Origin of the sequence: Streptomyces sp. NPDC008238 (assembly GCF_042956445.1) — a bacterium.
In the GTDB taxonomy this organism is placed as follows: Bacteria; Actinomycetota; Actinomycetes; order Streptomycetales; family Streptomycetaceae; genus Actinacidiphila.
The window spans coordinates 13,491-35,124 of sequence record NZ_JBIBGK010000017.1; the positions used below are offsets into that span (position 1 = coordinate 13,491).

Annotated in this window: 18 protein-coding genes; 10 read left to right on the top strand and 8 right to left on the bottom strand. The window is 74.3% G+C overall.

Going from position 1 to position 21,634, the window contains the following annotated elements; genetic code table 11:
- Positions 1 to 113: 113 nt before the first annotated feature.
- From ACFZAU_RS28105 to ACFZAU_RS28115, 3 genes are all read right to left on the bottom strand, one after another.
- Complete coding sequence (locus tag ACFZAU_RS28105; protein WP_500466267.1) at positions 114 to 746, bottom strand: TetR/AcrR family transcriptional regulator; 633 nt, start codon at positions 744 to 746, stop codon at positions 114 to 116.
- Positions 746 to 1,549 carry a sugar phosphate isomerase/epimerase family protein gene (locus ACFZAU_RS28110; protein WP_499610906.1) on the bottom strand — a complete coding sequence of 268 codons (804 nt, stop codon included), beginning with the start codon at positions 1,547 to 1,549 and terminating at the stop codon, positions 746 to 748. Before ACFZAU_RS28110 ends, ACFZAU_RS28105 begins: the two co-directional genes overlap by 1 nt.
- A 155-nt stretch (positions 1,550 to 1,704) precedes the next feature.
- Positions 1,705 to 2,643, bottom strand: a complete 939-nt coding sequence (locus tag ACFZAU_RS28115; protein ID WP_499610873.1) for a Ppx/GppA family phosphatase — start codon at positions 2,641 to 2,643, stop codon at positions 1,705 to 1,707.
- A 101-nt stretch (positions 2,644 to 2,744) separates the two neighbouring features.
- Between ACFZAU_RS28115 and ACFZAU_RS28120 the strand changes: the two genes are divergently transcribed.
- Positions 2,745 to 3,572: a DUF3109 family protein gene (locus tag ACFZAU_RS28120; RefSeq protein WP_500554443.1), complete on the top strand. Its 828-nt coding sequence runs from the start codon at positions 2,745 to 2,747 to the stop codon at positions 3,570 to 3,572.
- Positions 3,573 to 3,593: 21 nt separating this feature from the next.
- Here the strand turns inward: ACFZAU_RS28120 and ACFZAU_RS28125 are convergent, their stop codons facing one another.
- Entirely contained in the window at positions 3,594 to 5,294 is a 1,701-nt protein-coding gene (locus ACFZAU_RS28125) for a BACON domain-containing protein (protein WP_500554444.1), read from the bottom strand.
- A gap of 215 nt (positions 5,295 to 5,509) precedes the next feature.
- Between ACFZAU_RS28125 and radA the strand changes: the two genes are divergently transcribed.
- Together radA and disA are read left to right on the top strand one after the other, a co-directional pair.
- Positions 5,510 to 6,898 (top strand): DNA repair protein RadA, encoded by a 1,389-nt coding sequence (gene radA / locus ACFZAU_RS28130; RefSeq protein ID WP_499610865.1) that lies wholly within the window; start codon positions 5,510 to 5,512, stop codon positions 6,896 to 6,898.
- Positions 6,899 to 6,964: 66 nt separating this feature from the next.
- On the top strand, positions 6,965 to 8,095 hold the full coding sequence (gene disA / locus ACFZAU_RS28135) for a DNA integrity scanning diadenylate cyclase DisA (protein WP_499610862.1): 1,131 nt from the start codon (positions 6,965 to 6,967) through the stop codon (positions 8,093 to 8,095).
- Positions 8,096 to 8,170: 75 nt separating this feature from the next.
- Here disA and ACFZAU_RS28140 read toward each other — a convergent pair whose 3' ends face one another.
- On the bottom strand, positions 8,171 to 9,025 hold the full coding sequence (locus ACFZAU_RS28140; protein ID WP_500554445.1) for a hypothetical protein: 855 nt from the start codon (positions 9,023 to 9,025) through the stop codon (positions 8,171 to 8,173).
- A gap of 171 nt (positions 9,026 to 9,196) precedes the next feature.
- Here ACFZAU_RS28140 and ACFZAU_RS28145 point away from each other — a divergent pair, with 171 nt between their 5' ends.
- From ACFZAU_RS28145 to ACFZAU_RS28165, 5 genes are all read left to right on the top strand, one after another.
- The gene (locus ACFZAU_RS28145) at positions 9,197 to 10,084 is read left to right on the top strand and encodes an HhH-GPD family protein (protein ID WP_500554446.1); all 888 of its coding nucleotides are present in this window, start codon (positions 9,197 to 9,199) and stop codon (positions 10,082 to 10,084) included.
- 143 nt (positions 10,085 to 10,227) lie between these two features.
- Entirely contained in the window at positions 10,228 to 10,797 is a 570-nt protein-coding gene (locus ACFZAU_RS28150; RefSeq protein ID WP_499610854.1) for a SigE family RNA polymerase sigma factor, read from the top strand.
- A complete protein-coding gene (locus ACFZAU_RS28155) occupies positions 10,782 to 11,489 on the top strand; it encodes a hypothetical protein (protein WP_500554447.1) in 708 nt (235 codons plus the stop codon). The genes ACFZAU_RS28150 and ACFZAU_RS28155 overlap by 16 nt, the downstream gene beginning before the upstream one ends.
- The gene (gene cseB, locus ACFZAU_RS28160; protein WP_500554448.1) at positions 11,482 to 12,165 is read left to right on the top strand and encodes a two-component system response regulator CseB; all 684 of its coding nucleotides are present in this window, start codon (positions 11,482 to 11,484) and stop codon (positions 12,163 to 12,165) included. The genes ACFZAU_RS28155 and cseB overlap by 8 nt, the downstream gene beginning before the upstream one ends.
- 4 nt (positions 12,166 to 12,169) lie before the next feature.
- Entirely contained in the window at positions 12,170 to 13,453 is a 1,284-nt protein-coding gene (locus ACFZAU_RS28165; protein WP_500554449.1) for a sensor histidine kinase, read from the top strand.
- 115 nt (positions 13,454 to 13,568) lie between these two features.
- On the opposite strand, the gene ACFZAU_RS28170 is transcribed toward ACFZAU_RS28165, so the two are convergent.
- Complete coding sequence (locus tag ACFZAU_RS28170) at positions 13,569 to 15,113, bottom strand: MDR family MFS transporter (protein ID WP_500463768.1); 1,545 nt, start codon at positions 15,111 to 15,113, stop codon at positions 13,569 to 13,571.
- A 127-nt stretch (positions 15,114 to 15,240) separates the two neighbouring features.
- On the opposite strand from ACFZAU_RS28170, the gene ACFZAU_RS28175 reads away from it, so the two are divergent.
- Positions 15,241 to 15,825 (top strand): TetR/AcrR family transcriptional regulator, encoded by a 585-nt coding sequence (locus ACFZAU_RS28175; protein ID WP_500554450.1) that lies wholly within the window; start codon positions 15,241 to 15,243, stop codon positions 15,823 to 15,825.
- Here the strand turns inward: ACFZAU_RS28175 and ACFZAU_RS28180 are convergent.
- Positions 15,807 to 16,517 carry a M23 family metallopeptidase gene (locus ACFZAU_RS28180; RefSeq protein ID WP_500554451.1) on the bottom strand — a complete coding sequence of 237 codons (711 nt, stop codon included), beginning with the start codon at positions 16,515 to 16,517 and terminating at the stop codon, positions 15,807 to 15,809. The two genes, ACFZAU_RS28175 and ACFZAU_RS28180, sit on opposite strands and share 19 nt — an antisense overlap.
- 363 nt (positions 16,518 to 16,880) lie before the next feature.
- On the opposite strand from ACFZAU_RS28180, the gene ACFZAU_RS28185 reads away from it, so the two are divergent.
- On the top strand, positions 16,881 to 19,598 hold the full coding sequence (locus ACFZAU_RS28185; RefSeq protein ID WP_500554452.1) for an NACHT domain-containing protein: 2,718 nt from the start codon (positions 16,881 to 16,883) through the stop codon (positions 19,596 to 19,598).
- On the opposite strand, the gene ACFZAU_RS28190 is transcribed toward ACFZAU_RS28185, so the two are convergent.
- Positions 19,595 to 21,343 (bottom strand): RICIN domain-containing protein, encoded by a 1,749-nt coding sequence (locus ACFZAU_RS28190; protein WP_500554453.1) that lies wholly within the window; start codon positions 21,341 to 21,343, stop codon positions 19,595 to 19,597. The genes ACFZAU_RS28185 and ACFZAU_RS28190 overlap by 4 nt on opposite strands.
- Positions 21,344 to 21,634: the final 291 nt, after the last annotated feature.

Here is a 21,634-nt window from a genome sequence, read left to right on the forward strand (position 1 = left end):
CGAGTCCACGCTCTGGATGACGTCCGGTACCGGCCGCCGCGGGTCGGCCGCGGGGCCGGCGACGCACCGGAACCGCTCCCTCCCATTGTCGGCCCGCGGGCCGCGGTGCGGGCTCAGCCCGTGACGGGTCCCGGATCGGTCAGGTAGCGCTGGAGCGTCGGCGCCACGAGGGCGACGACCTCCTCCATGTCCGCCGACGCCAGCGGCTCGATCCTGATGACGTAGCGCATCATCGCGAGCCCGATCATCTGGGCACCCGCGAGTTCCGCGCGCAGCCTCGGGTCGGGGACCTCCAGCTCCGACGCGACGCGTTCCAGCAGCCGCCGCAGGACGATGCCGCGCAGCACGCCCGCCGCCGTGTCGTTGGTCACGGCGGAGCGGAGGATCGCCAGCATGGGGGCCCGGGAGACCGGGTTCTCCCAGATGGTGACGAAGAAGCGGGCCAGCCGCTCGCCGACGCCCTCGGGGCCGGCCGCGAGGACGTCGGGGACGCCGAAGGCGGGCTCGAAGCTCAACTCGATGGAGGCCGCGAAGACCTGCTCCTTCGCCCCGAAGTAGTGGTGGACCAGCGCCGAGTCCACGCCCGCGGACTTGGCGATGGAGCGGATCGAGGTCCGGTCGTAGCCGTGGGCGGAGAACTCCTGGCGGGCGGCGGCGAGGATCCGGTCGCGCGTCTCGGGGGTGCCCGAGCGGCTTCCCGCGGGCCGGCCGCGGCCGCGCCTGCCGGCGTCGCCGTCCGGGACCATCAGCGCACCCGGGCGGCCGCGGCCAGGTGCAGCCGGGTGAACGCGAGTGCCTCGGCGAGGTCCGCCTCGCGCTCGGCGGCCGACATCGCGCGCCGGGTGTTGACCTCGATCACGACGTGGCCGTCGAAGCCGCGCGCCGCCAGGCCCTCCAGCACCTGCGCGCAGGGCTGCTTGCCGCGTCCGGGCACCAGGTGCTCGTCCTTGCCGGAGCCGCTGCCGTCGGCCAGGTGGACGTGGCCGAGCCGGTCGCCCATGCGGTCGAGCATCTCCAGCGTCTCCGTCCTGGCCGTGGCGGTGTGCGACAGGTCGATGGTGAAGTGCCGGTAGTCGTCCTTGGTCGGGTCCCAGTCGGGGGCGTAGGCGAGCATCTCCCGGTCGCGGTAGCGCCACGGGTACATGTTCTCGACGGCGAACCGCACGTCGGTCTCGTCCGCCATCCGCCAGATGCCGCTGACGAACTCCCGCGCGTAGCTGCGCTGCCAGCGGAACGGCGGGTGGACGACCACGGTCGAGGCGCCCAGCTTCTCCGCCGCCGCCCGGGCCCGCTGCAGCTTCACCCACGGGTCGGTCGACCAGACCCGCTGGGTGATCAGCAGGCAGGGGGCGTGCACGGCCAGGATCGGGATGGCGTGGTAGTCCGAGAGGCGGCGCAGCGCCTCGATGTCCTGGCTGACCGGGTCGGTCCACACCATCACCTCGACGCCGTCGTAGCCCAGCCGGGCCGCGATCTCGAAGGCCGTCGCCGTGGACTCGGGGTAGACCGAGGCCGTGGACAGCGCGACCTTCGCGTCCGGTACGCGCACGGTGTGTCCGTTCGGGTCCACAGGGTCAGGGGCTGCCACGGGGAACAGCGTACGGCGGCCGGTCGGCCGAACGGCACATCGCACCCGGCCGACGTGACGCGATCGACACGCGCGGGGCGCGGGGGCCGCGGGGCGGCCGCACCGCGTGCGCCGTCTCAGCCCCGGTCGCTCGTCATCAGGTCGAGGCGGCGCAGGATGACGCCCTCGCGCAGCGCCCACGGGCAGACCTCCAGCTCCGTGACCCCGTACAGGTCCATCGCCGCGTCCGCGACCAGCGCCCCGGCCAGCAACTGGCGGGCCCGGCCCTCCGACACGCCCGGGAGTTCCCGACGGGCGCCCTCGGTCATGGCGGCCAGCCGCGGCACCCACTCCGCCAACGCCTTGCGGCTGAGGGTGCGCTGTACGTACAGGCCCTCGGCGGAGCGCGCCGCGCCGGCGATCCGGGCCAGCTGCTTGAAGGTCTTGGAGGTGCCGACCACGTGGTCGGGCGCGCCGAGCCGGCTGAACTCCGCGACGGTGCGGGCGATCTCGGCGCGCACGTGCTTGCGCAGGCCGCGCACGTCGTCGGCGGCGGGCGGGTCGCCGGGCAGCCAGCCGCTGGTGAGCCGGCCGGCGCCGAGCGGCAGGGAGACGGCGGCGTCCGGGTCCTCGTCCATGCCGTACGCGATCTCCAGGGAGCCGCCGCCGATGTCCAGCATGAGCAGCCGGCCGGAGGACCAGCCGAACCAGCGGCGGGCGGCGAGGAAGGTGAGCCGTGCCTCGTCCTCCCCGGACAGCACGGTCAGGTTGACCCCGGTCTCGGCGGCGACCCGGGCGAGCACCTGCTCGCCGTTGGCGGCCTCGCGCACCGCGCTGGTGGCGAACGGCAGGACGTCCTCGACGCCCTTGTCCTCGGCGACGACCAGGGCCTCGGCGACCTGGGCGACCAGCCGCCGCACGCCGTCCTCGCGGATCGCGCCGTCCTCGTCCAGCAGCTCCGCCAGCCGCAGCTCCGCCTTGTGGGAGTACGCCGGGAGCGGACGCGCGCCGGGGTGCGCGTCCATGACCAGAAGGTGGACGGTATTCGAACCCACGTCGAGGACACCGAGTCTCATGCCCGGCACGCTACTGCGCCGGACCCGGACCGGGGACATGCGGGGTATGGGCACGTGCGCGGGTGACCACTCGAGAAGCTTCACATGCTTACCCTGACATCGTGGCGAAGGTGAAAAAGGCGACGAAGCGGCAGCATCACCCGGACGTGTCGGACGAGGTCGGGCTCGATTTCCCGCGCGCGTGGGTCGAGTTCCCCGATCCGGCGGACGAGGAACAGGTCTTCCGGTGCGACCTGACGTGGCTCACCTCACGGTGGAACTGCGTCTTCGGCCGGGGCTGCGAGGGCATCCAGGCGGGCCGGGCGAGCGACGGCTGCTGCACCCTCGGCGCGCACTTCTCGGACGACGACGACGAGAAGCGCGTCGCACGGCACGTGGAGCGGCTCACCCCGGAACTGTGGCAGTTCCACGGGGTCGGCGAGGAGGACGGCTGGGCCGAGGTCAACGAGGACGGCGACCGGCAGACCCGGCGGCACCAGGGCGCCTGCATCTTCCTCAACCGCCCGGGCTTCCCGGCGGGCGCCGGCTGCGCGCTGCACACGCTCGCGCTCAAGGAGGGCCGCGAGCCGCTGGAGACCAAGCCGGACGTGTGCTGGCAGCTGCCGATCCGGCGGACGTACGACTGGGTGGACCGCCCGGACGACACGCGGGTGCTGATGATCTCGATCGGCGAGTACGACCGGCGCGGCTGGGGCCCCGGCGGCCACGACCTGCACTGGTGGTGCACCGGCGCGCGGTCCGCGCACGGCGCGGGCGACCCGGTGTACGTCTCGTACCGGGCGGAGCTCACGGAGCTGATGGGGCGGCCGGCCTACGAACGGCTCGTCGAGCTGTGCGAGCAGCGGCTCGCCTCGCTGCTGCCGATGGCGCCGCACCCCGCGGACCCGTCGACGCCGGACCCGCGCGGCCGGGGCGAGGACGCCGGGTAGGCCGTGCCGTCACCCGGCCGCCTACTCACCGGTGTGGCCCTGGCCCTGGCCCCCGTCCGCGGCGGAGGACGGGGAACCCGAGGGGCTCTGGCTCGGCGGGTGCGGGTCGCTCGGTGACGGGCCGGGGTCGGACGGGCTCGGCGAGGGGTCCGGGGAGGGCGACGACTGCGGCCTCCCCCGCCCCTCGATCGTGACGACGGCACCCGACGGGTCGAACCAGATACGTGCCGCCCAGGGCCCCTCGGGCTCGCGCGAGCGGTCCACGGAGACCGTCAGCGTCATGCTCTCGCCGGGGCGGAGCCTGCCGTGACTGCGGCTGAGCCGCAGCCACGGCTCGGAGGTGGCCGCCCGCCAGCGCACCGGTGCGGCGCCCTCGGCGGTGAGGGTGACGACGGTGACGTGACCGCGCGAGCGGGCCTCCACCAGCAGCCGGCCCGGGCGGGGCGCCGAGCGGTCCTCGCCGTCCGCGAGGTCGCCGGACGGCGAGGCGGAGCCGCGGGCCCCCGCCGGGGCGGAGGCGGCGGTGGACGCCGAGGGGGCGGCGGAGACGACGGAGACCGACAGGCGGCCCTGGCCGCGGTTGGACCGCCCGCGCGCGTCGGCCGCGCCCGCGACGCCCGCCTTCTCGTACTGCACGCCGTCGAGGCCCTCGCCGGCGCTGAAGGAACCTTCCCCTTTGTGCTCGGGGGCCAGCGGCGCGCCGTGGTACGCCGCCCACAGCGCCAGCACCGGCGCCGCGACGACGGCCGCGACGACCGTGGAGGTCACCGCGCGGTGCCGCATCCGGGCCCGCCGCGCCATCCGTTCCTTGAGGTCCATCGGGAAGCCGTGCCGGTCGAAGCGCGGGGTGCCCTGGCGGGCGCGTCCGACGCCGCCCCGCATGGCGTGCAGCAGGGCGGCGTACGCGGCGGAGCGGGGTGCCTCGACCGTCGACAGCACGGCCGTGGCGGCGGTGGTGGCCAGGCCCGGCCAGGGGCCCGTCGCCACGGCGCGCTCGGCCGTGACCCGGCAGTGCGGGCAGACGTCGACGTGGGTCACCAGCTCGCGGCGGAGCGCCGAGCCCAGCAGCACCCGGGCGTCACCGGCGAGCCGGGCGACGGCCGCGCAGTTGCCGAGCTCGACCACGGCGAGGGCCGCCCGGGTGCGCTCCACCTCGCAGGCCGCCTGGGCGAGCAGCGCCCGCGTCGCGTCCGGCTCCCGTCCGACGACCAGGGCCACCTCGTGCGGGGCCAGCTGGTGCCGGACGGCGAGTTCCAGCGCCTCGCGCTGCTCGGGGGTGGTGCCGGCCGCCTCGGGCCAGGCCAGTGCCGCCAGTTCGCCGCGCCTGCGGGCGGCGACGTCCGCGGAGGCCTGCACCGACACCGGGCGGCCCTCGGCCAGGGTGCGCAGGCAGGCCCAGCGGGCCAGCGCGTACAGCCAGGGCCTGCGCAGCTCCGGGTCGCGCAGCCGGGCGCGCTGGCGCTCGGCCACGGCCAGCACGTCGCCGAGGGCGGCGGCGGCGGAGTCGTGCTCGCACAGCACCGAGAGGCAGTAGGTGAACAGCCCGTCCAGGTACGGCTCGTAGTGGGCCGGCGGCTGCGCGGGCAGGGTCCCCTGCGGGCGCGGCCGCCGCCGCGCCGGGGACCCGGTGGCCCCCGGCGCGGAGCGGCCACGCTGGACCGGCGCGCGGTGTCGGCGGTGCGCGCCGGTTGTCTGGGAGGGTGTGTCAGACCTGCTGCTCATCACTCCGTGACGGTAGGACCACGACCCGTACGCCCTCAGGCATCACGGCGGGCTTTAATCCAAATGGGTGGTGATCCCGCCCGAAAGAGCACACGCCGCTCACTCCCCCGGGTGACCCCTCCGGCCAGGTGCGCGAGCCTTTTCCGGAGCGGACGGCAGACGTCCGCGCCCGGGGCGGCGCCGCGTTGTCGGTGGCACCCGATAGCGTGCGGCACATGGCTGCCCGTACCCGCCCCGCTTCCAAGGACCGTCCGTCGTACCGCTGCACGGAGTGCGGCTGGACGACGGCCAAGTGGCTCGGCCGCTGCGGCGAGTGCCAGGCGTGGGGGACGGTCGAGGAGTACGGCGGCGCGTCGCCGGTGCGGACGACCGCGGCGGGCCGGGTGACCACGCCCGCCAAGCCGATCGGCCAGGTGGACGGGCGCCAGGCCACCGCGCGCGGCACGGGCGTGCCGGAGCTGGACCGGGTCCTGGGCGGCGGGCTGGTGCCCGGGGCCGTGGTGCTGCTCGCCGGCGAGCCCGGCGTGGGCAAGTCGACCCTCCTGCTGGACGTGGCGGCGAAGGCCGCCGGCCCGCAGGCCCGGACGCTGTACGTGACGGGCGAGGAGTCCGCCTCGCAGGTCCGGCTCCGCGCCGACCGCATCGGGGCGCTCTCCGACCACCTCTTCCTGGCCGCCGAGACGGACCTGTCGGCCGTGCTCGGCCACCTCGACGACGTGAAGCCGTCCCTGCTGATCCTGGACTCGGTGCAGACCGTCGCCTCCCCGGAGATCGACGGCGCCCCCGGCGGCATGGCCCAGGTGCGCGAGGTCGCGGGCGCCCTGATCCGCGCGTCGAAGGAGCGGGGCATGTCGACGCTGCTCGTCGGCCACGTCACCAAGGACGGGGCGATCGCGGGTCCCCGCCTCCTGGAGCACCTGGTGGACGTGGTGCTGTCCTTCGAGGGCGACCGGCACGCCCGCCTCCGCCTGATCCGGGGCATCAAGAACCGCTACGGCGCCACCGACGAGGTCGGCTGCTTCGAGCTGCACGACGAGGGCATCACGGGCCTGGCCGACCCGTCCGGTCTCTTCCTGACCCGGCGCGACGAGCCCGTCCCCGGCACGTGCCTGACGGTGACCCTGGAGGGCAAGCGCCCGCTGGTCGCCGAGGTGCAGGCGCTGACCGTCGACACCCAGATCCCCTCCCCGCGCCGTACGACCTCCGGCCTGGAGAACTCCCGGGTGTCGATGATGCTGGCGGTGCTGGAGCAGCGGGGCCGGATCAAGTCGATCGGCAAGCAGGACATCTACACGGCCACCGTCGGCGGCGTGAAGCTCGGGGAGCCGGCCGCCGACCTGGCGGTGGCGCTCGCCCTGGCCAGCGCGGCGATCGACACGCCGCTGCCGAAGAACCTGGTCGCGGTGGGTGAGGTGGGCCTGGCGGGCGAGGTCAGGAGGGTCACCGGGGTGCAGCGCAGGCTCGCGGAGGCGGCCCGGCTGGGCTTCACCCACGCCCTCGTGCCGCCGGACCCGGGGAAGATCCCGGCGGGGATGAAGGTGACGGAGGTGACGGACATAGGGGACGCCCTGCGCGTCCTGCCCAAGAGGGCCCCACGTCCCTGACCCTTCCGACGGTAAACTTTGCCCTGGTCTCGCCCATCCGGGCATCCGTACGACCGGAGGAGAGCAGTGGCAGCCAACGACCGGGCGGCAGCTCCCGGCAAGGCCTGGGGTCGCGAGGGCTCCGGCGGTGAGGGCCTGATGCGCGCCTCCCTGAGCGCCGTCGCCCCCGGCACGGGCCTTCGGGACGGCCTCGAGCGGGTTCTGCGCGGCAACACCGGCGGCCTCATCGTGCTGGGCATGGACAAGACCGTCGAATCGCTGTGCACCGGCGGTTTCGTGCTGGACGTCGAGTTCAGCGCCACCAGGCTGCGCGAGCTGTGCAAGCTCGACGGCGCCCTCATCCTCGACCGGGACATCACCAAGATCGTGCGGGCCGGGGTCCAGCTGGTGCCGGACGCGGCCATCCCCACCGAGGAGACCGGCACCCGCCACCGCACCGCGCAGCGGGTCTCCATCCAGACCGGCTTCCCCGTGGTGTCCGTCAGCCAGTCGATGCGGCTGATCGCCCTGTACGTGGGCGGGCAGCGTCGCGTCCTGGAGGACTCGGCGGCCATCCTCTCCCGCGCCAACCAGGCGCTGGCCACGCTGGAGCGTTACAAGCTGCGCCTGGACGAGGTCGCCGGCACGCTCTCCGCCCTGGAGATCGAGGACCTGGTCACCGTCCGGGACGTCACGGCGGTCGCGCAGCGCCTGGAGATGGTGCGCCGGATCGCCACGGAGATCGCGGAGTACGTGGTCGAGCTGGGCACCGACGGCCGGCTGCTCTCCCTGCAGCTGGACGAGCTGATCGCGGGCGTCGAGCCCGAGCGCGAGCTGGTCGTCCGCGACTACGTGCCGGAGCCGACCGCCAAGCGCAGCCGCACGGTCGCCGAGGCGCTCGCCGAACTGGACTCGCTGCCCCAGGGCGAACTGCTCGAACTCCCCACCGTGGCGAGGGCGCTGGGCTACGCGGGCTCCCCGGAGGCGCTGGACTCCGCGGTGTCGCCGCGCGGGTACCGGCTGCTGGCGAAGGTGCCCCGGCTGCCCAACACGATCGTGGAGCGGCTGGTCGAGCACTTCGGCGGGCTGCAGAAGCTGCTCGCCGCGAGCGTGGACGACCTGCAGACCGTCGACGGTGTCGGCGAGGCCCGGGCCCGCTCCGTCCGCGAGGGCCTGTCGCGCCTCGCGGAGTCCTCGATCCTGGAGCGCTACGTCTGAGACCCCGAGGGACCCCGGGCCCCGGACGCCGGGGCGTCCAGGGTGTCCGGAGCGTCCCGGCCCGGCCGGGGCTCCCTAGACGTTCTTCAGGACGAAGGACGTCTGCTTGGCGGAGCGGCCCGGCAGCTTCACCTCGAGCAGGTAGGTGCCGTAGGGGGCGGTGCGGGTCTTGGGCGTGGCGCACTGCGGGGAGCTCGTCCGGCGGTCCCACTCGACGTCGTACGAGGTCGAACCGCCCGCCGGGACCTGCAGCAGGTACGACGCCCGGCTCCTGGGGCAGTCGTCGCTGGCCCACACGTGGTGGTCGCCCACGTCGGTGATGGACAGCACCGCGGACTCCGGGCCGAAGTCCAGCTTGCAGGCGGTTGCGGTGGGGTTGGTCGCGGTCAGCGTGAACCGGGGCCGCTCACCGGGCTCGTAGGCGTTGTCGGTGCTGCGCACGCTCACCGAGACACCCGGACCGCAGTCCGGCAGCGAGGAGCCCGCAGGCAACTGCCCACCGCCGCCGCCGTTCCCGCTACCGCCTCCGCTGCCGCCGGAGCCGCCCGTCCCCGCGGCGCCCGAGGCACCGGAGTCCGCGCCGCCGTCGCCGGCGCCCGCGTCGGCGCCCTGCGAACCGCCGTCCGTGGCACCGGAGTCGCCGGTACCACCGTCCGCGCCGCCGTCCGAGGCGTCACCGCCGTCGTCGCCTCCCCCGCCGCCGACCGAACCGCCCGGGCGGGAGCTGTTGAGCGGACCGCTCGCGGACGGACCGGGGGTGATGGACGGCGCCGGCGTGCGGCCGTCCGGCCCGTTGGCGCTGTTCCCCCCGCCGTCACGGGAATTGACGGCCCATACGGCCAGGACGGTGAGCAGCGCGAGCAGGAGCAGCACAACCGCCCGTCGCCGCCAGTAGATGGAGGACGGGAGAGGTCCTACGGGATTGCGCATAGAGCCCACGCGCAAACCTTATGCGGTTTCCCATGAATCGGACCAAGGCACGCGCGGCACGCTGGCAACTTGTGTGATTGATCAGCAGATCTCCCCTCCGTTCCGGGGAACTCCCTCACCCGTTCGCGCTGCCCGCCGCGGCGCCCCCGGGGACGTAGGATCGAAGGCGCTATGAACGACGACCGCGACCACCACCCGCTGCACTCGCCCGTGATCGACTGGTTCGACGACCACGCCCGGGACCTGCCGTGGCGGCGCCCCGAGGCGGGCGCGTGGGGCGTCATGGTCAGCGAGTTCATGCTGCAGCAGACCCCGGTCAGCCGGGTCCTGCCGGTGTACGGGCAGTGGCTGGAGCGCTGGCCCACGCCGGGCGACCTCGCCGCGGAGGCCGCCGGCGAGGCGGTGCGCGCCTGGGGCCGGCTGGGCTATCCCCGCCGGGCGCTGCGGCTGCACGCCGCCGCAACCGCGATCGCCCAGCTGCACGGCGGCGAAGTGCCCACGGAGCACGCCGAGTTGCTGGCCCTCCCGGGGGTCGGGGAGTACACGGCCGCCGCGGTGGCCTCCTTCGCGTACGGGCAGCGGCACCCGGTGCTGGACACCAATGTGCGCCGGGTGTTCGCGCGTGCCGTGACCGGTGTGGAGTACCCGCCGAACGCCACGACCGCCGCCGAACGCCGGGTCGCCCACCGGATGCTCCCCGCCGACGAGGCCACCGCCGCCCGCTGGGCCGCGGCCACGATGGAACTGGGGGCGCTGATCTGCACCGCCCGCGGCCCCGAGTGCGTGCGCTGCCCGATCGCCGGGCAGTGCGCCTGGCGGCTGGCCGGCTCCCCCGCGCACGACGGCCCGCCGCGCCGCGGCCAGACGTACGCCGGCACCGACCGCCAGGTCCGGGGCAGGCTGCTGGCCGTGCTGCGGGAGGCCACGGAGCCGGTGCCGCAGGCCGCGCTGGACGCCGTGTGGCACGAGCCCGTCCAGCGTGCCCGGGCCCTGGACGGCCTGGTCGCCGACGGCCTGGTGGAACCCCTGCGGGACGGTCTGTACCGGCTGCCCGGCTGAGGGCCGCGCCTGCGCGGCGGCCGCGTCGTTACACAACCGATGGGTGGCTGTGGGTCCGCTGTGCGGCGGCGGTCGCCAAAGCCGGACATCCGCTCCGTAGCGTCGGCCGGGTCGTAATCGAGCGCGCCGGACGGAGGGACGCCATGGCGGCGAACGCCCAGGGGACAGCCCCGGTCATGGACTTCGAGGAGTACGTGCGGAACCGGCAGGAGGCGCTGCTGCGCAGCGCGCGCCGGCTCGTGCCGGACCCGATCGACGCCCAGGACCTCGTCCAGACGGCGCTTGCGCGCACCTACCCGCGCTGGGGCGACATCGCCGACAAGAACCTGGCCGACGCCTACATGCGCCGGGTGATGATCAACACCCGGACGGAGTGGTGGCGCGCCCGCCGGCTGGAGGAGGTGCCCACCCCCGAGCTGCCGGAGGGCTCCGTCGACGACGGCGCCGAGCAGCGCGCGGACCGGGCGATGCTGCTGGACGCCCTCGGCATGCTGGCCCCCAAGCAGCGCCAGGTGGTGCTGCTGCGCCACTACCGGCAGCTCAGCACGGAGGAGACGGCGCACGCGCTGGGCATGTCGGTGGGTACCGTGAAGAGCACGCTGCACCGGGCACTGGCGCGGCTGCGCGCCGAGCTGGAGCGGCAGAGCAACGGATACGGGAGGCCCGTGGAGCCCGCCACGGGCAGGACGGAGGGCGTGTGCGCCGCAGCGTAGTCCCGGTGGGTGCCGCCGCCGCCGCTGTCGCGGTGTGCGGGGCGCTCGTCGCCGTGACCAGCTGCCGCGACGCCGGGGGTGTGCGCGAGGAGGGCACCGCCTCGGTCGCCTCCCCCGCCCCGCCGTCCCCCTCCGCGTCGCCCCCCGCCGCGGACGCCCACCCGCTGGACGCCGGGCGGTCCGCGGACCCACCGGCGGTGGACGCGAAGGCCGCCGCGGACGTGGTGCACATGGTGCGGCAGGACCCGAAGGTGGCCCGGGACATCCGGGACGGCCTGGCGGCCTGCCCCGCGCAGTCCGCGGTCACCGAGGCCCGTCCGGTGGCCGCCGCGGAGCCCTACCCGGTGGACCGCCGCACCGCGCGGCTGACCGGCGGGCAGGGCGCGGACCTGGTGGTGAACGTCTCGACCTGCGCGGACAGCGTGGGCATCGGCAGCTACGTCTACCGGCGGGTGGGCGGCGCGTACGTCAACGTCTTCACCGACGAGCAGCCCCCCGTCTTCGCCGAGGTCAGCGGCGGCGTCCTGAAGGTGACCCACCAGGTGTACGAGCCGCAGGACGCGGTCTCCAACCCCTCGGGCGAGGACGTGACCACGTACCGGTGGAACGGCTCCCGCTTCGAGGAGGTCTCCTTCTCCCACCGCGACTACGGGACGGACGACGGCACCACCGGGAGCGCTCCGCATGGCTGAGACGCACGTCCTGTTCGTCGAGGACGACGACGTCATCCGCGAGGCGACCACGCTGGCGCTGGAGCGGGACGGCTTCGAGGTGACGGCCGTGCAGGACGGCCTGGCCGGGCTGGCGGCGTTCCGCGCGCGGCAGCCGGACCTGGCGCTGCTGGACGTGATGGTGCCGGGCCTGGACGGGGTGAGCCTGTGCCGGCGCATCCGGGACGAGTCCACGGTGCCGGTGATCATGCTCTCGGCGCGGGCGGACGCCATCGACGTCGTCCTGGGCCTGGAGGCCGGCGCCGACGACTACGTGACCAAGCCGTTCGACGGCGCCGTGCTGACCGCCCGCATGCGGGCGGTGCTGCGGCGCTTCCGGGTGGCCGCGGTGGACGGTCCCGCGGCCGGGGCGGGGGTGCTGACCTTCGGGGACCTGGAGGTGGACCCGGAGGGGATGGAGGTGCGGCGGGCCGGCGAGCGGATCGCGCTGACCCCCACGGAGATGCGGCTGCTGCTGGAGTTCTCGGCGGCGCCGGGAACGGTGCTGTCGAGGGACCGGCTGCTGGAGCGGGTCTGGGACTACGACTGGGGCGGCGACACCCGGGTCGTGGACGTCCACGTCCAGCGGCTGCGGGCGAAGGTCGGGCAGGAGCGCATCGAGACGGTGCGCGGCTTCGGCTACAAGCTCAGGGGCTGACGCGGTGACCGCGCGTCCCGGCAGGCCCGCCGCGAACAAGGGCCGCCCGCTGCCCAAGATCGGGTTGCGCTGGAAGGTCTGCGTGGCGATCGCCGTGGTGTCGGCGCTGGTCGCGCTGGTGCTGAGCCTCGTGGTGCACAATGCGGCCCGGGCCAGCATGATCGACAGCTCCCGGGACGTGCAGGACGAGCGGGTGCGGTTCGTCCAGCGGATCTACGAGTCCACCGGGCGGCTGGGGAGCCTCTTCGGCGCCCGGCTCAACGACCCGGATCTGCCGGCCTCGCTGAAGCGGCTGGCCCGCGAGGGCAAGCGGGCCACCTACGTCGACAACTCCGGTGGCGCGCCGGTGGTGTGGGCGGCGACGCCGGTCAAGGACGGCAAGATCCTGTCGCTGAAGACGACCTTCACCGACGGCTTCGCGGTCCTGGAGGACCTGGACCAGGCGCTGGTCATCGGCTCCTCGGCGGTCGTGGTGGGCGGTACGGCGCTGGGCGTGCTCATCGGCGGGCAGCTGTCGCGGCGGCTGCGCAAGGCCGCCGAGGCGGCGGGCCGGGTGGCCGACGGGGAGACGAACGTACGGGTGCGCGACGCGATCGGCGGCCGGGTCCGGGACGAGACGGACGAGCTGGCGCGGGCCGTGGACGCCATGGCGGACGCCCTGGCCGGCCGGCTGGAGGCCGAGCGCCGGGTCACCGCCGACATCGCCCACGAGCTGCGGACCCCGGTGACGGGGCTGGTCACGGCGGCCGAGCTGCTGCCGCCGGGGCGCCCCTCGGAACTGGTCAGGGACCGTGCGCAGGCGCTGCGCACGCTCGTGGAGGACGTGCTGGAGGTCGCCCGGCTGGACGGCGCCGCCGAGCAGGCCGACCTGCAGGACGTGGCGCTGGGCGACTTCGTGCGGCGCAGGGTCGCGGCGGCGGCGCCCGAGGCGACCGTGACCGTACGCGGGGACGCCGTCGTCCGCACCGATCCGCGCCGGCTGGAGCGGGTCCTCGGCAACCTGCTGGCGAACGCCGCGCGGCACGGCCGGCCGCCGATCGAGGTCACCGTCGACGGCCCGTACGTGGAGGTCCGCGACCACGGCCCGGGCTTCCCCGACGACCTGCTCCGCGACGGCCCGAGCCGCTTCCGCACGGGCAGCAGCGACCGGGCCGGCAGCGGCCACGGACTGGGCCTGACCATCGCCACCGGCCAGACCCGCGTCCTGGGCGCCCGCCTCACCTTCCGCAACGTGCCCGCGGCGGACGGCGGCGGCGCGGTCGCCCGGCTGCTGCTGCCGAGGGAGTAGCCGCGCGACGCGCCCGGGCAGGCGCGCGACCCGCGCATACGGACGATGCCCGCACGCGGGTCGGAAGACCTGCGGGCGGGCATCGGCAGCGGGTGGGTCGGGGTGGGCCGGCGGCTCAGACCACCTCGACCGCGGCGACCGCCTCCTCCGTGCTGGGCACGGTGGGCGCCGAGCGCAGCGGGATCTCCTTGACGAAGAAGGCGAGCAGGAAGCCGATGACGCTGACGGCGGCGCCCCACAGGAAGACGTGGTGCGTGCCGCCCGCGACGGCGTGCAGGTAGGCGTCCTTGACCGGCGGAGCCAGCCTGGCCAGGCCCGCCGGGTCCAGCTGGGCGGCGCCGGAGGCGGCACCCGCGGCGGCGTCGCCGAGGCGGTCCGTCATCGTGTTCTGCACCTGGTGGGTGAAGATCGCGCCGAAGAGGGCGACGCCGAAGGAGCCGCCGATCGTCCGGAAGAGGGTGGAGGACGAGGAGCCGACGCCCATGTCCTTCATCTCGACGCTGTTCTGGGCGATGAGCATGGTGATCTGCATCAGGAAGCCCATGCCCGCGCCGAGCACGGCCATCCACAGGCCGGAGACGAAGCGGGTGGTGCCGGTGTCCATCGTCGACAGCAGGTAGAGGCCGACGGTCATCAGGCCGCCGCCGACGATCGGGAAGATCTTGTACTTGCCGGTCTGGGTGGTGACCCGGCCGGCTATCAGCGAGACGACCATCATCGACAGCAGCAGCGGCAGCAGCAGGAGCCCGGAGTTGGTCGCCGAGGCGCCCTGGACGGTCTGCTGGAACAGCGGCAGGAAGGTCATCGCGCCGAACATCACGAAGCCGACCAGGAAGCCGATCACCGAGATCAGCGAGAAGTTGCGGCTGTGGAAGATGTGCAGCGGGATGACCGGCTCGGCGACCCGGGTCTCCACGTAGAGGAAGGCGGCCAGCGCGGCCACGCCGAGCACCAGCAGGCCCAGGATCTGGGGCGAGCCCCACTCGTACTGGTTGCCGCCCCAGGTGGTGAGCAGGACGAGCGAGGTGATGCCGACGGTCAGCAGCACCGTGCCGAGGTAGTCGATGCTGGTCTTGATGGTCTTCTTCGGCAGGTGCAGCACCGCCGAGATCATGAAGAGGGCGACGACACCGAGCGGGAGGTTGATGTAGAAGCTCCAGCGCCAGCCCCAGTTGTCGGTGATGTAGCCGCCGACGAGCGGGCCGCCGATCATGGCGACCGCCATGACGCCGGCCATCATGCCCTGGTACTTGCCGCGCTCGCGCGGCGGGATCAGGTCACCGATGATCGCCATCACGCCGACTATCAGACCGCCGGCGCCCAGGCCCTGGACGGCGCGGAAGGCGATCAGCTGGCCCATGTCCTGCGCCATGCCGGACAGCGCCGATCCGATCAGGAAGATCACGATCGACGACATGAAGATGCCCTTGCGGCCGTACAGGTCGCCGAGCTTGCCCCAGACGGGCGTCGATGCGGCGGTGGCGAGCGTGTAGGCGGTGACCACCCACGACAGGTGCTCCAGGCCGCCCAGTTCGCCCACGATGGTGGGCATCGCGGTGCCGATGATCATGTTGTCCAGCATCGCGAGCAGCATCGCGATCATGAGCCCGAACAACACCACGCGCACACTGCGCTGCGGGGTCTCGGCGGTGTCCGCCATCACAAGCTCCCCTACTTGTTTCTCTGTCTTGACTTGAGGTTGCTTACCTGCCGCCCGGCTAGTTGCCTGGGGCACCCTGACAGTATGCGGCTTACTAGCCGGGCGTCAAGTAAGTTAAAGTGCGCCCATGGCAACGCCCCACGCACGCAGAGGTGATACGCGACGCCGCATCCAGGACGTCGCGCTGGAGCTCTTCGCCGAGCAGGGATACGAGAAGACGTCCCTGCGCGAGATCGCCGAGCACCTGGACGTGACCAAGGCGGCGTTGTACTACCACTTCAAGACCAAGGAGGACATCCTCAACAGCATCGTCGAGGACCTGGCCTCACCGGTCGACGAGCTGATCGCCTGGGCCAACGAGCAGCCGCGCACCCTGGAGACCAAGTGCGAGGTGCTGCGCCGCTACTCGGACGCGCTGTGGAGCGCGGGCCCGCTGTTCCGCTTCGTGCAGGAGAACCAGGCCACCGTCCGCGACCTCAGCATCGGTGAGACCTTCAAGACGAAGCTGCTCGCCGTCCACTCCCTGCTCAAGGACCCGGACGCGCCGCTGACCGACCAGGTGCGATCGATCACCGCGGTCTTCGCGATGCACGCGGGGATGTTCGCCATGCAGAACCTCGAGGGCGACCCCGAGGACAAGCGTGCCGCCGTCCTCGAGGTCGCCCAGGAGTTGATCGCCAGGACCTACGGGGGTCAGACCGACACGCCGTGAGCCCGGAGGTAGGGCAGCGGGTTGACGGATGAGCCGTAGTACGGGGTCGTGCGGATCTCGAAGTGCAGGTGGGGGCCGGTGCTGTTGCCGGTGTTGCCGGACAGCGCGATCTGCTGGCCCTCGCCGACGTGCTGGCCGACGCGCACCTGCGTCGCGGACAGGTGGCCGTACTGCGAGTACATGCCGTTGGCGTGGCGGATCACGATGTTGTTGCCGTAGGCGCCGCCCCAGCCGGCCTCGACGACGGTGCCGGAGCTCACGGCGTGGACGTTGGTGCCGATCGGCACGGCGAAGTCCTGGCCGGAGTGCTTGTGCGCCCAGCGGGCGCCGTCCTGCATGTAACCGGCGGACAGTGCGTACTTCTTGACCGGCACCGACCAGCCGCTGTTGCTGCTCTGCTGCTGCGGGGCGCTCTTCGCGGACCGCGACAGGTGGTTCTGGTGCTTCCAGTGCAGCTCGGCGTGCGCGTGGCGGTCGGCCTTCACGGCCTGGGCGGCGCGCTGCTGCACGTCGGCCTGCGCCCGGGTGACGTCCGCCAGCTTCCCGGCAGCGCCGAGGCCCAGCAGGCTCTCGCTCTGCGTCTCCGCCATCGCCGTGCCTGCCGCACCGAGTGCCAGCGAGGCGCACACACCGGCGGTGACGACGGTACGACGGCCACGGAAGACGGAGTTCGAGATCTTGGGCATGCGCATTCGGAATTACCTCGCGGAAATAGCCGGACAAGACTTTTGCGACGTGTTCGCCGCGATCCCTTGGTAACCCGGCATTCCGGCCCAGGACAAACCCCCCCGTCCACTGCCTTCTTTCGTAGCCGGCGCCCGGCGGACCCCGCTCGGCCGCCTGCGGCATGGGCTCCGTCCCCTAAGGTGATTCGTACGTGGCCCAGGTCACGTGGGTCACGTCACCGGCCCCGGGACCAAAGGGAATTGCCCTTCGGGACCTAGGTCCCGTGGCCCGGGTCACACGGGAAGAAGAAATCCGGGAGCTCGCGGGGCGCGGGGAATGCGAAAAGCGCGCTCCGTACGACGGGGGGCGGGAACGTGGATCCTTCGGCCGTGGGCGTACGGCTGGCGTCGGCCGTGGCGGGACCTCTGGTGAAGCGGCTCTTCGTGGCCGAGGGACCCGGCGCCGGCCTCGTGGACCGGCCGGTCCGCATCTCCTCCCGGGTCTCCTTCAGGGGCGAGAAACGCACCCTGACCGAGGCGGACCTGCGCGCCCTGGCCGCCGCGCTGGTGCGCCGGGCCCTGCGGGCCGGGGAGCGCCCCGTCGGCGCCGGCGAGGAGACCGCCGTCGCGGACGCCCTCGCGGCCTCGCTGCGGGCCCTGGGCGACCTCGACCTCACGGACCTGCAGGCCGTGGACCTCGGCCACACCGCCTTCGCCCGCGCCCTGCACCGGGCGGCCGGCTCGCCGGAGCGGGAACTCAGCGCCGACGGCGCGTACTTCCACGAACGGCTGCTCGACACGGCCTGCCTGCACATCCTGCACTTCTTCACCCAGCGCTCGACCTTCGTCGCCGCCACCCTGGTCGAGCAGAGCCGGGCACTGGGCGAGCTGACCGCCCGCGTCGACGAACTGCTCTCGCGCAGCCCGCTGCCGGGCGGCGAGGACGCCGCCTTCGAGCGGCGCTACCTGCGGTACGTCGAGAAGAAGTACGGGCGGCTCACGATCCACGGCCTCGACCTGGCGGACACCCCGGACCGCTGGCCGCTCGACACCGCCTACCTCAGCCTGGAGGCGGCACCCTCCGCCGGGCCCGCGGACGGCGTGCCGCAGGGGGCCGCCGACCCGCACCCCGCCGACCGGGCGCTCGCCGCGCACGAACGGGTCCTGCTGCGCGGCGAGGCCGGGTCGGGCAAGACCACGCTCGTGCAGTGGCTGGCCATCGCCTGCGCGCGTCAGGACCCGGACGGGCCGATGGCGTACCTGGAGGACCGGATCCCGTTCGTCCTCCCGCTGCGCACCCTCGCCGGCCACGGCGGGCCGCTCCCCGTCCCCCGCGACTTCCTCGCCGCCGCCGGCTGCCCGCTCGCCGGTACCCAGCCGGCCGGCTGGGAGGCCCGCGTCCTCACCGAGGGCCGCGGGCTGCTGCTGGTGGACGGCATCGACGAGATCCCCGGGGCCGGGCGCCGCCGCGCCAGAGAGTGGCTCGGCGACCTGCTCGACGCCCATCCCGGCAACCGCTGGCTGGTCACCTCCCGCCCCTCCGCCGTACGGGAGGACTGGCTGGCCCCGGAGGGCTTCACCGAACTGGCCCTGACGCCCATGGGTCCCGCCGGCGTCGCCGCCTTCGTCCGCCGCTGGCACGCCGCCGCCGGGCCGGAGGCGGCCGGGTACGCCGAAGGGCTGCTCGCCGCCGTACGGACCGAGCCCGACCTCGCCCGGCTCGCCACCAACCCCCTGATGTGCGGCCTGATCTGCGCCCTGCACCACGACCGCCGCGGCTACCTGCCCCGGGCCAGGAAGGACCTGTACGCCGCCGCGCTGTCGATGCTGCTGGTCCGCCGGGACCGCGAACGGCGGACCGCGGTCGTGCCGCTGCGCGAGGAGGCGCAGACGGAGCTGCTGCAGCGGCTGGCGCACTGGCTGGTCCGCAACGGCCGCACCGAGATGGACCTCGACCGGGCCGAGGCCGTCGTGGCGCGGGCGCTGCCCACCGTCCCCGAGGCCGCGGCGCTCGGTGACGCCGCCACCGTGCTGGCCCACCTCCTCGACCGCGGCGGCGTCCTGCGCCGGCCCGCGCCCGGCACGGTCGACTTCGTGCACCGCACCTTCCAGGACTACCTGGGCGCCCGCGCCGCCGTGGAGGAGGGCGACTTCGGGCTCCTCGCCGCGCACGCCGCGGACGACCGGTGGGAGGACGTCCTGCGCATGGCGGTCGCCCTCGCCCGTCCGCACGAGCGGGCCGCGGTCCTTCGAGAACTCCTCGACCGCGGGGACGGCGCCGGCGACCGCCGCACCCGGGCACGGCTGCACCTGCTCGCCGCGGCCTGCCTGGAGCACGCGACCGCCCTCGACCCGGACGTGCGGGAGGCCGTCGCGGCACGCGCCGCGGCGCTGGTGCCGCCCGCCGACGCGGCGGAAGCCCGCGCCCTGGCCGAGGCCGGGCCGCTCGTCCTGGACCTGCTCCCCGGCCCCGACGGGCTCTCCGACGAGGACGCCCTCCACGTGGTGGTCACCGCCTGCCACTTGCCCTCGGACCGGGCCGCCCGCTACCTGGGCGGCTTCGCCGGGCACCCGTTCCTGCGGGTCCGCGCCCAGCTGATGTGGTCCTGGCACCGCTTCGACGCCGCCGTGTACGCGGAGGAGGTCATCGCCCGTCTCGACCCGGAGGGGCTGGACTTCACCGTCCGCTCCGCCGGGCAGCTGCGCGAGCTGCGCCGGCTCGGCCTACGACCCGCCCGCCTGGACCTGCGGGGCGACCTGCCCGCGGACGAGCTGGCCGCATACGTGGCCGGGCTCGACCTCACCGAGGTCCGGATGCGGGACTGCGCCCTGCCCGACCTGCGCTTCCTGGCGGGCCAGCGGGGTCTGCGCAGGCTCGCGCTGCTCGGCCCGGGGCTGCCCGCCGACTGGGCGTCGGCCGGCGTGGCGGCCGCGCTGCGGGAACTGGAGCTGGCCGCCCCGGCCGACGGCCGGCTCGACCTGTCGCCGCTCGCCGCCCACCCCGGACCGCTGACCGTGCGCGTCGCGCTGCCCCCCGACCGAATCGCCGGGGCCGAGCGGCTGCCGACAGGCGTCACCGTCCTCCCCGGACCGCGTCGGGGAGGCTAGCCCTCGTCCCGTTCCCTCCAGCCGTCCCAGCCGCCGTGACCGCGGCCCCGCCCGCCGTGGTCCCGGCCGGGGCCGTCCCCGCCGGCCGTCGGGGAGGCGGTGGCCGAGAGCGTCGGGCTCGGCGGCGCCGAGGGCGGCACGGCCACCCGGGTGGAGTCGGCGCGCAGCCGGGAGCCGGTGGTGTACGCCACCGACTGGAAGCGGGGCGGGGCGATCGAGGTGTCGAAGGCCCAGTGCTGGACGGGCCGCCCGTCCCGGGGCCTGAGGACGACCTCCGCGCCGGGCGCGCCGCCCTCGGGGGCGACCGCCAGCTGCTGGTTCCAGCGAGGGATCAGGTCGCCCGTGAGGGTGAGGTCGTACCGCACGTCCTGGGCGCCGGTGACGAAGGACGCCGTGCACAGGCCCAGCTCCAGCGCGGGGCCGCGGTGCGAGTTGAGGCAGTAGGCCGGCTGGGCGACGCTGCGCATCAGGCCGTCCGGCTCGTACGACCAGAACTGCGTGGCGCCGGAGTCGCAGCGCGCGGTGATCGTCCCGGTGCCGATGACGGTCCGGCGGCCGGTCAGGTCGACGCACAGGTCGTTGTCGTCGTTCCGGAGCCGGCCGCGCAGCCCGTCCTCGGGCAGGGGGCCGGTGGTGGTCGTGCCGGAGGCGGGCGCGGTGTCCGAGCCGCCGGCCGGGGCCGGGACGGTGGGGGATGCGGTGGCCGCGGTGGGCGCCGTCGCGGCGGCGCGGTCGTCGCCGTCGCCGCCACCGCTCGTGAGACCGACGACCAGGGCGGTCGCGAGGGCGAAGCCGCCGAGTCCCAGCAGGGTCGCGACGAGCCGCCGGGGCCCGTTCTTCGCGGCCCTGCGCCTGCGGCCGCCCTGGCGGCGTCCCGGAGCGGCGCCGGAGCCGTTCCGGGCATCGTTGTCACGCGCCGCCCGGCGGGTGGGGCGCGAGTCGTAGTAGCCCCGCGCCTCCCAGACCAGCACCGCCTCGGCGATCAGCACGCCCAGCCGGTCCCCGGAGTGGTCGAGCTGCTCGGCCGCGTAGCGGCAGTGGTCGCACCGGGCGATGTGACGCTGCAGGTCGGGTACGAGCCCGGCGCCGCCGCGGTGGACGGAGATGTCCAGCAGACGGCTGAACTGCAGGCACGCCTCGTAGGGCGCGAGGTCCCGGTGCGCCTGGACGCAGGCCTCGCGGAAGCGGGTGCGGGCGAGCTGCAGCTGGCCCGCGGCCCGTTCCGGGTCGATGCCGAGGAGTCCGGCGGGCACGTCCAGCGGCTCGGCGTCGACCTCGGCGTGCCAGAGCAGGCAGCGGGCGGGTTCGGGGAGCCGCATGAAGGCCCGGTTCGCCAGCCGGCGGTTCTCCGGTACGGCCAGGCGGGCGTCGGTCTGGTCGGGCCGGGGCCGCAGCCGCCGGTGGAGCCAGGCGCGCCGGCGGTCGACGGCCCACTCCTCGGAGATCTTGTGGACGGTGATCAGCAGTTCGGGGCGCCAGGCGGCCGAGGGCCCGGTCAGTCGCAGGGTGTCGACGAAGACCCGGGTGAACGCGGCCGCCGCGAGTATCCCGGCGGCGTGTCCGGAGACCGTGCACAACTCCGCGTACTCGGAGACCGGCCGCCAATGGCGGGCCAGCAACTCCTCGAACGGTTGGTGCGCGCCCTCCTTTCCCAGGGCCTTTCCGATCTCTCCGGACAGCGACTCGTCCGGTACGCCGAACAGCCGGCCGGGGTGCGCGGAATTCGGATGCGGGGATTCCTTCAACGGGAGTTTCCTTCCGCGTTCGCCCCGCCGGGAAAAGTACGAACCAATGCGCCGGCGCGGCACGCAGCTACGTGGGGGGAGGTGAGGCCGGGGCGCCGGTGAAGGGGCAAGGCGGCCGCTCCTCACTCTCGGCTGATCCTTTCGAATGCCTGCCGGAATGACGGCACGACACCGGCCGGAGCACGGAGAAGGAAGGGTCCGTGCTGAACATCGCTCACCTTTCCACAAATGCAACCGGCGCAACAAGGGTGGGTTCATGGGGAACACAAAACACGACGGCCCCGCCCGCAC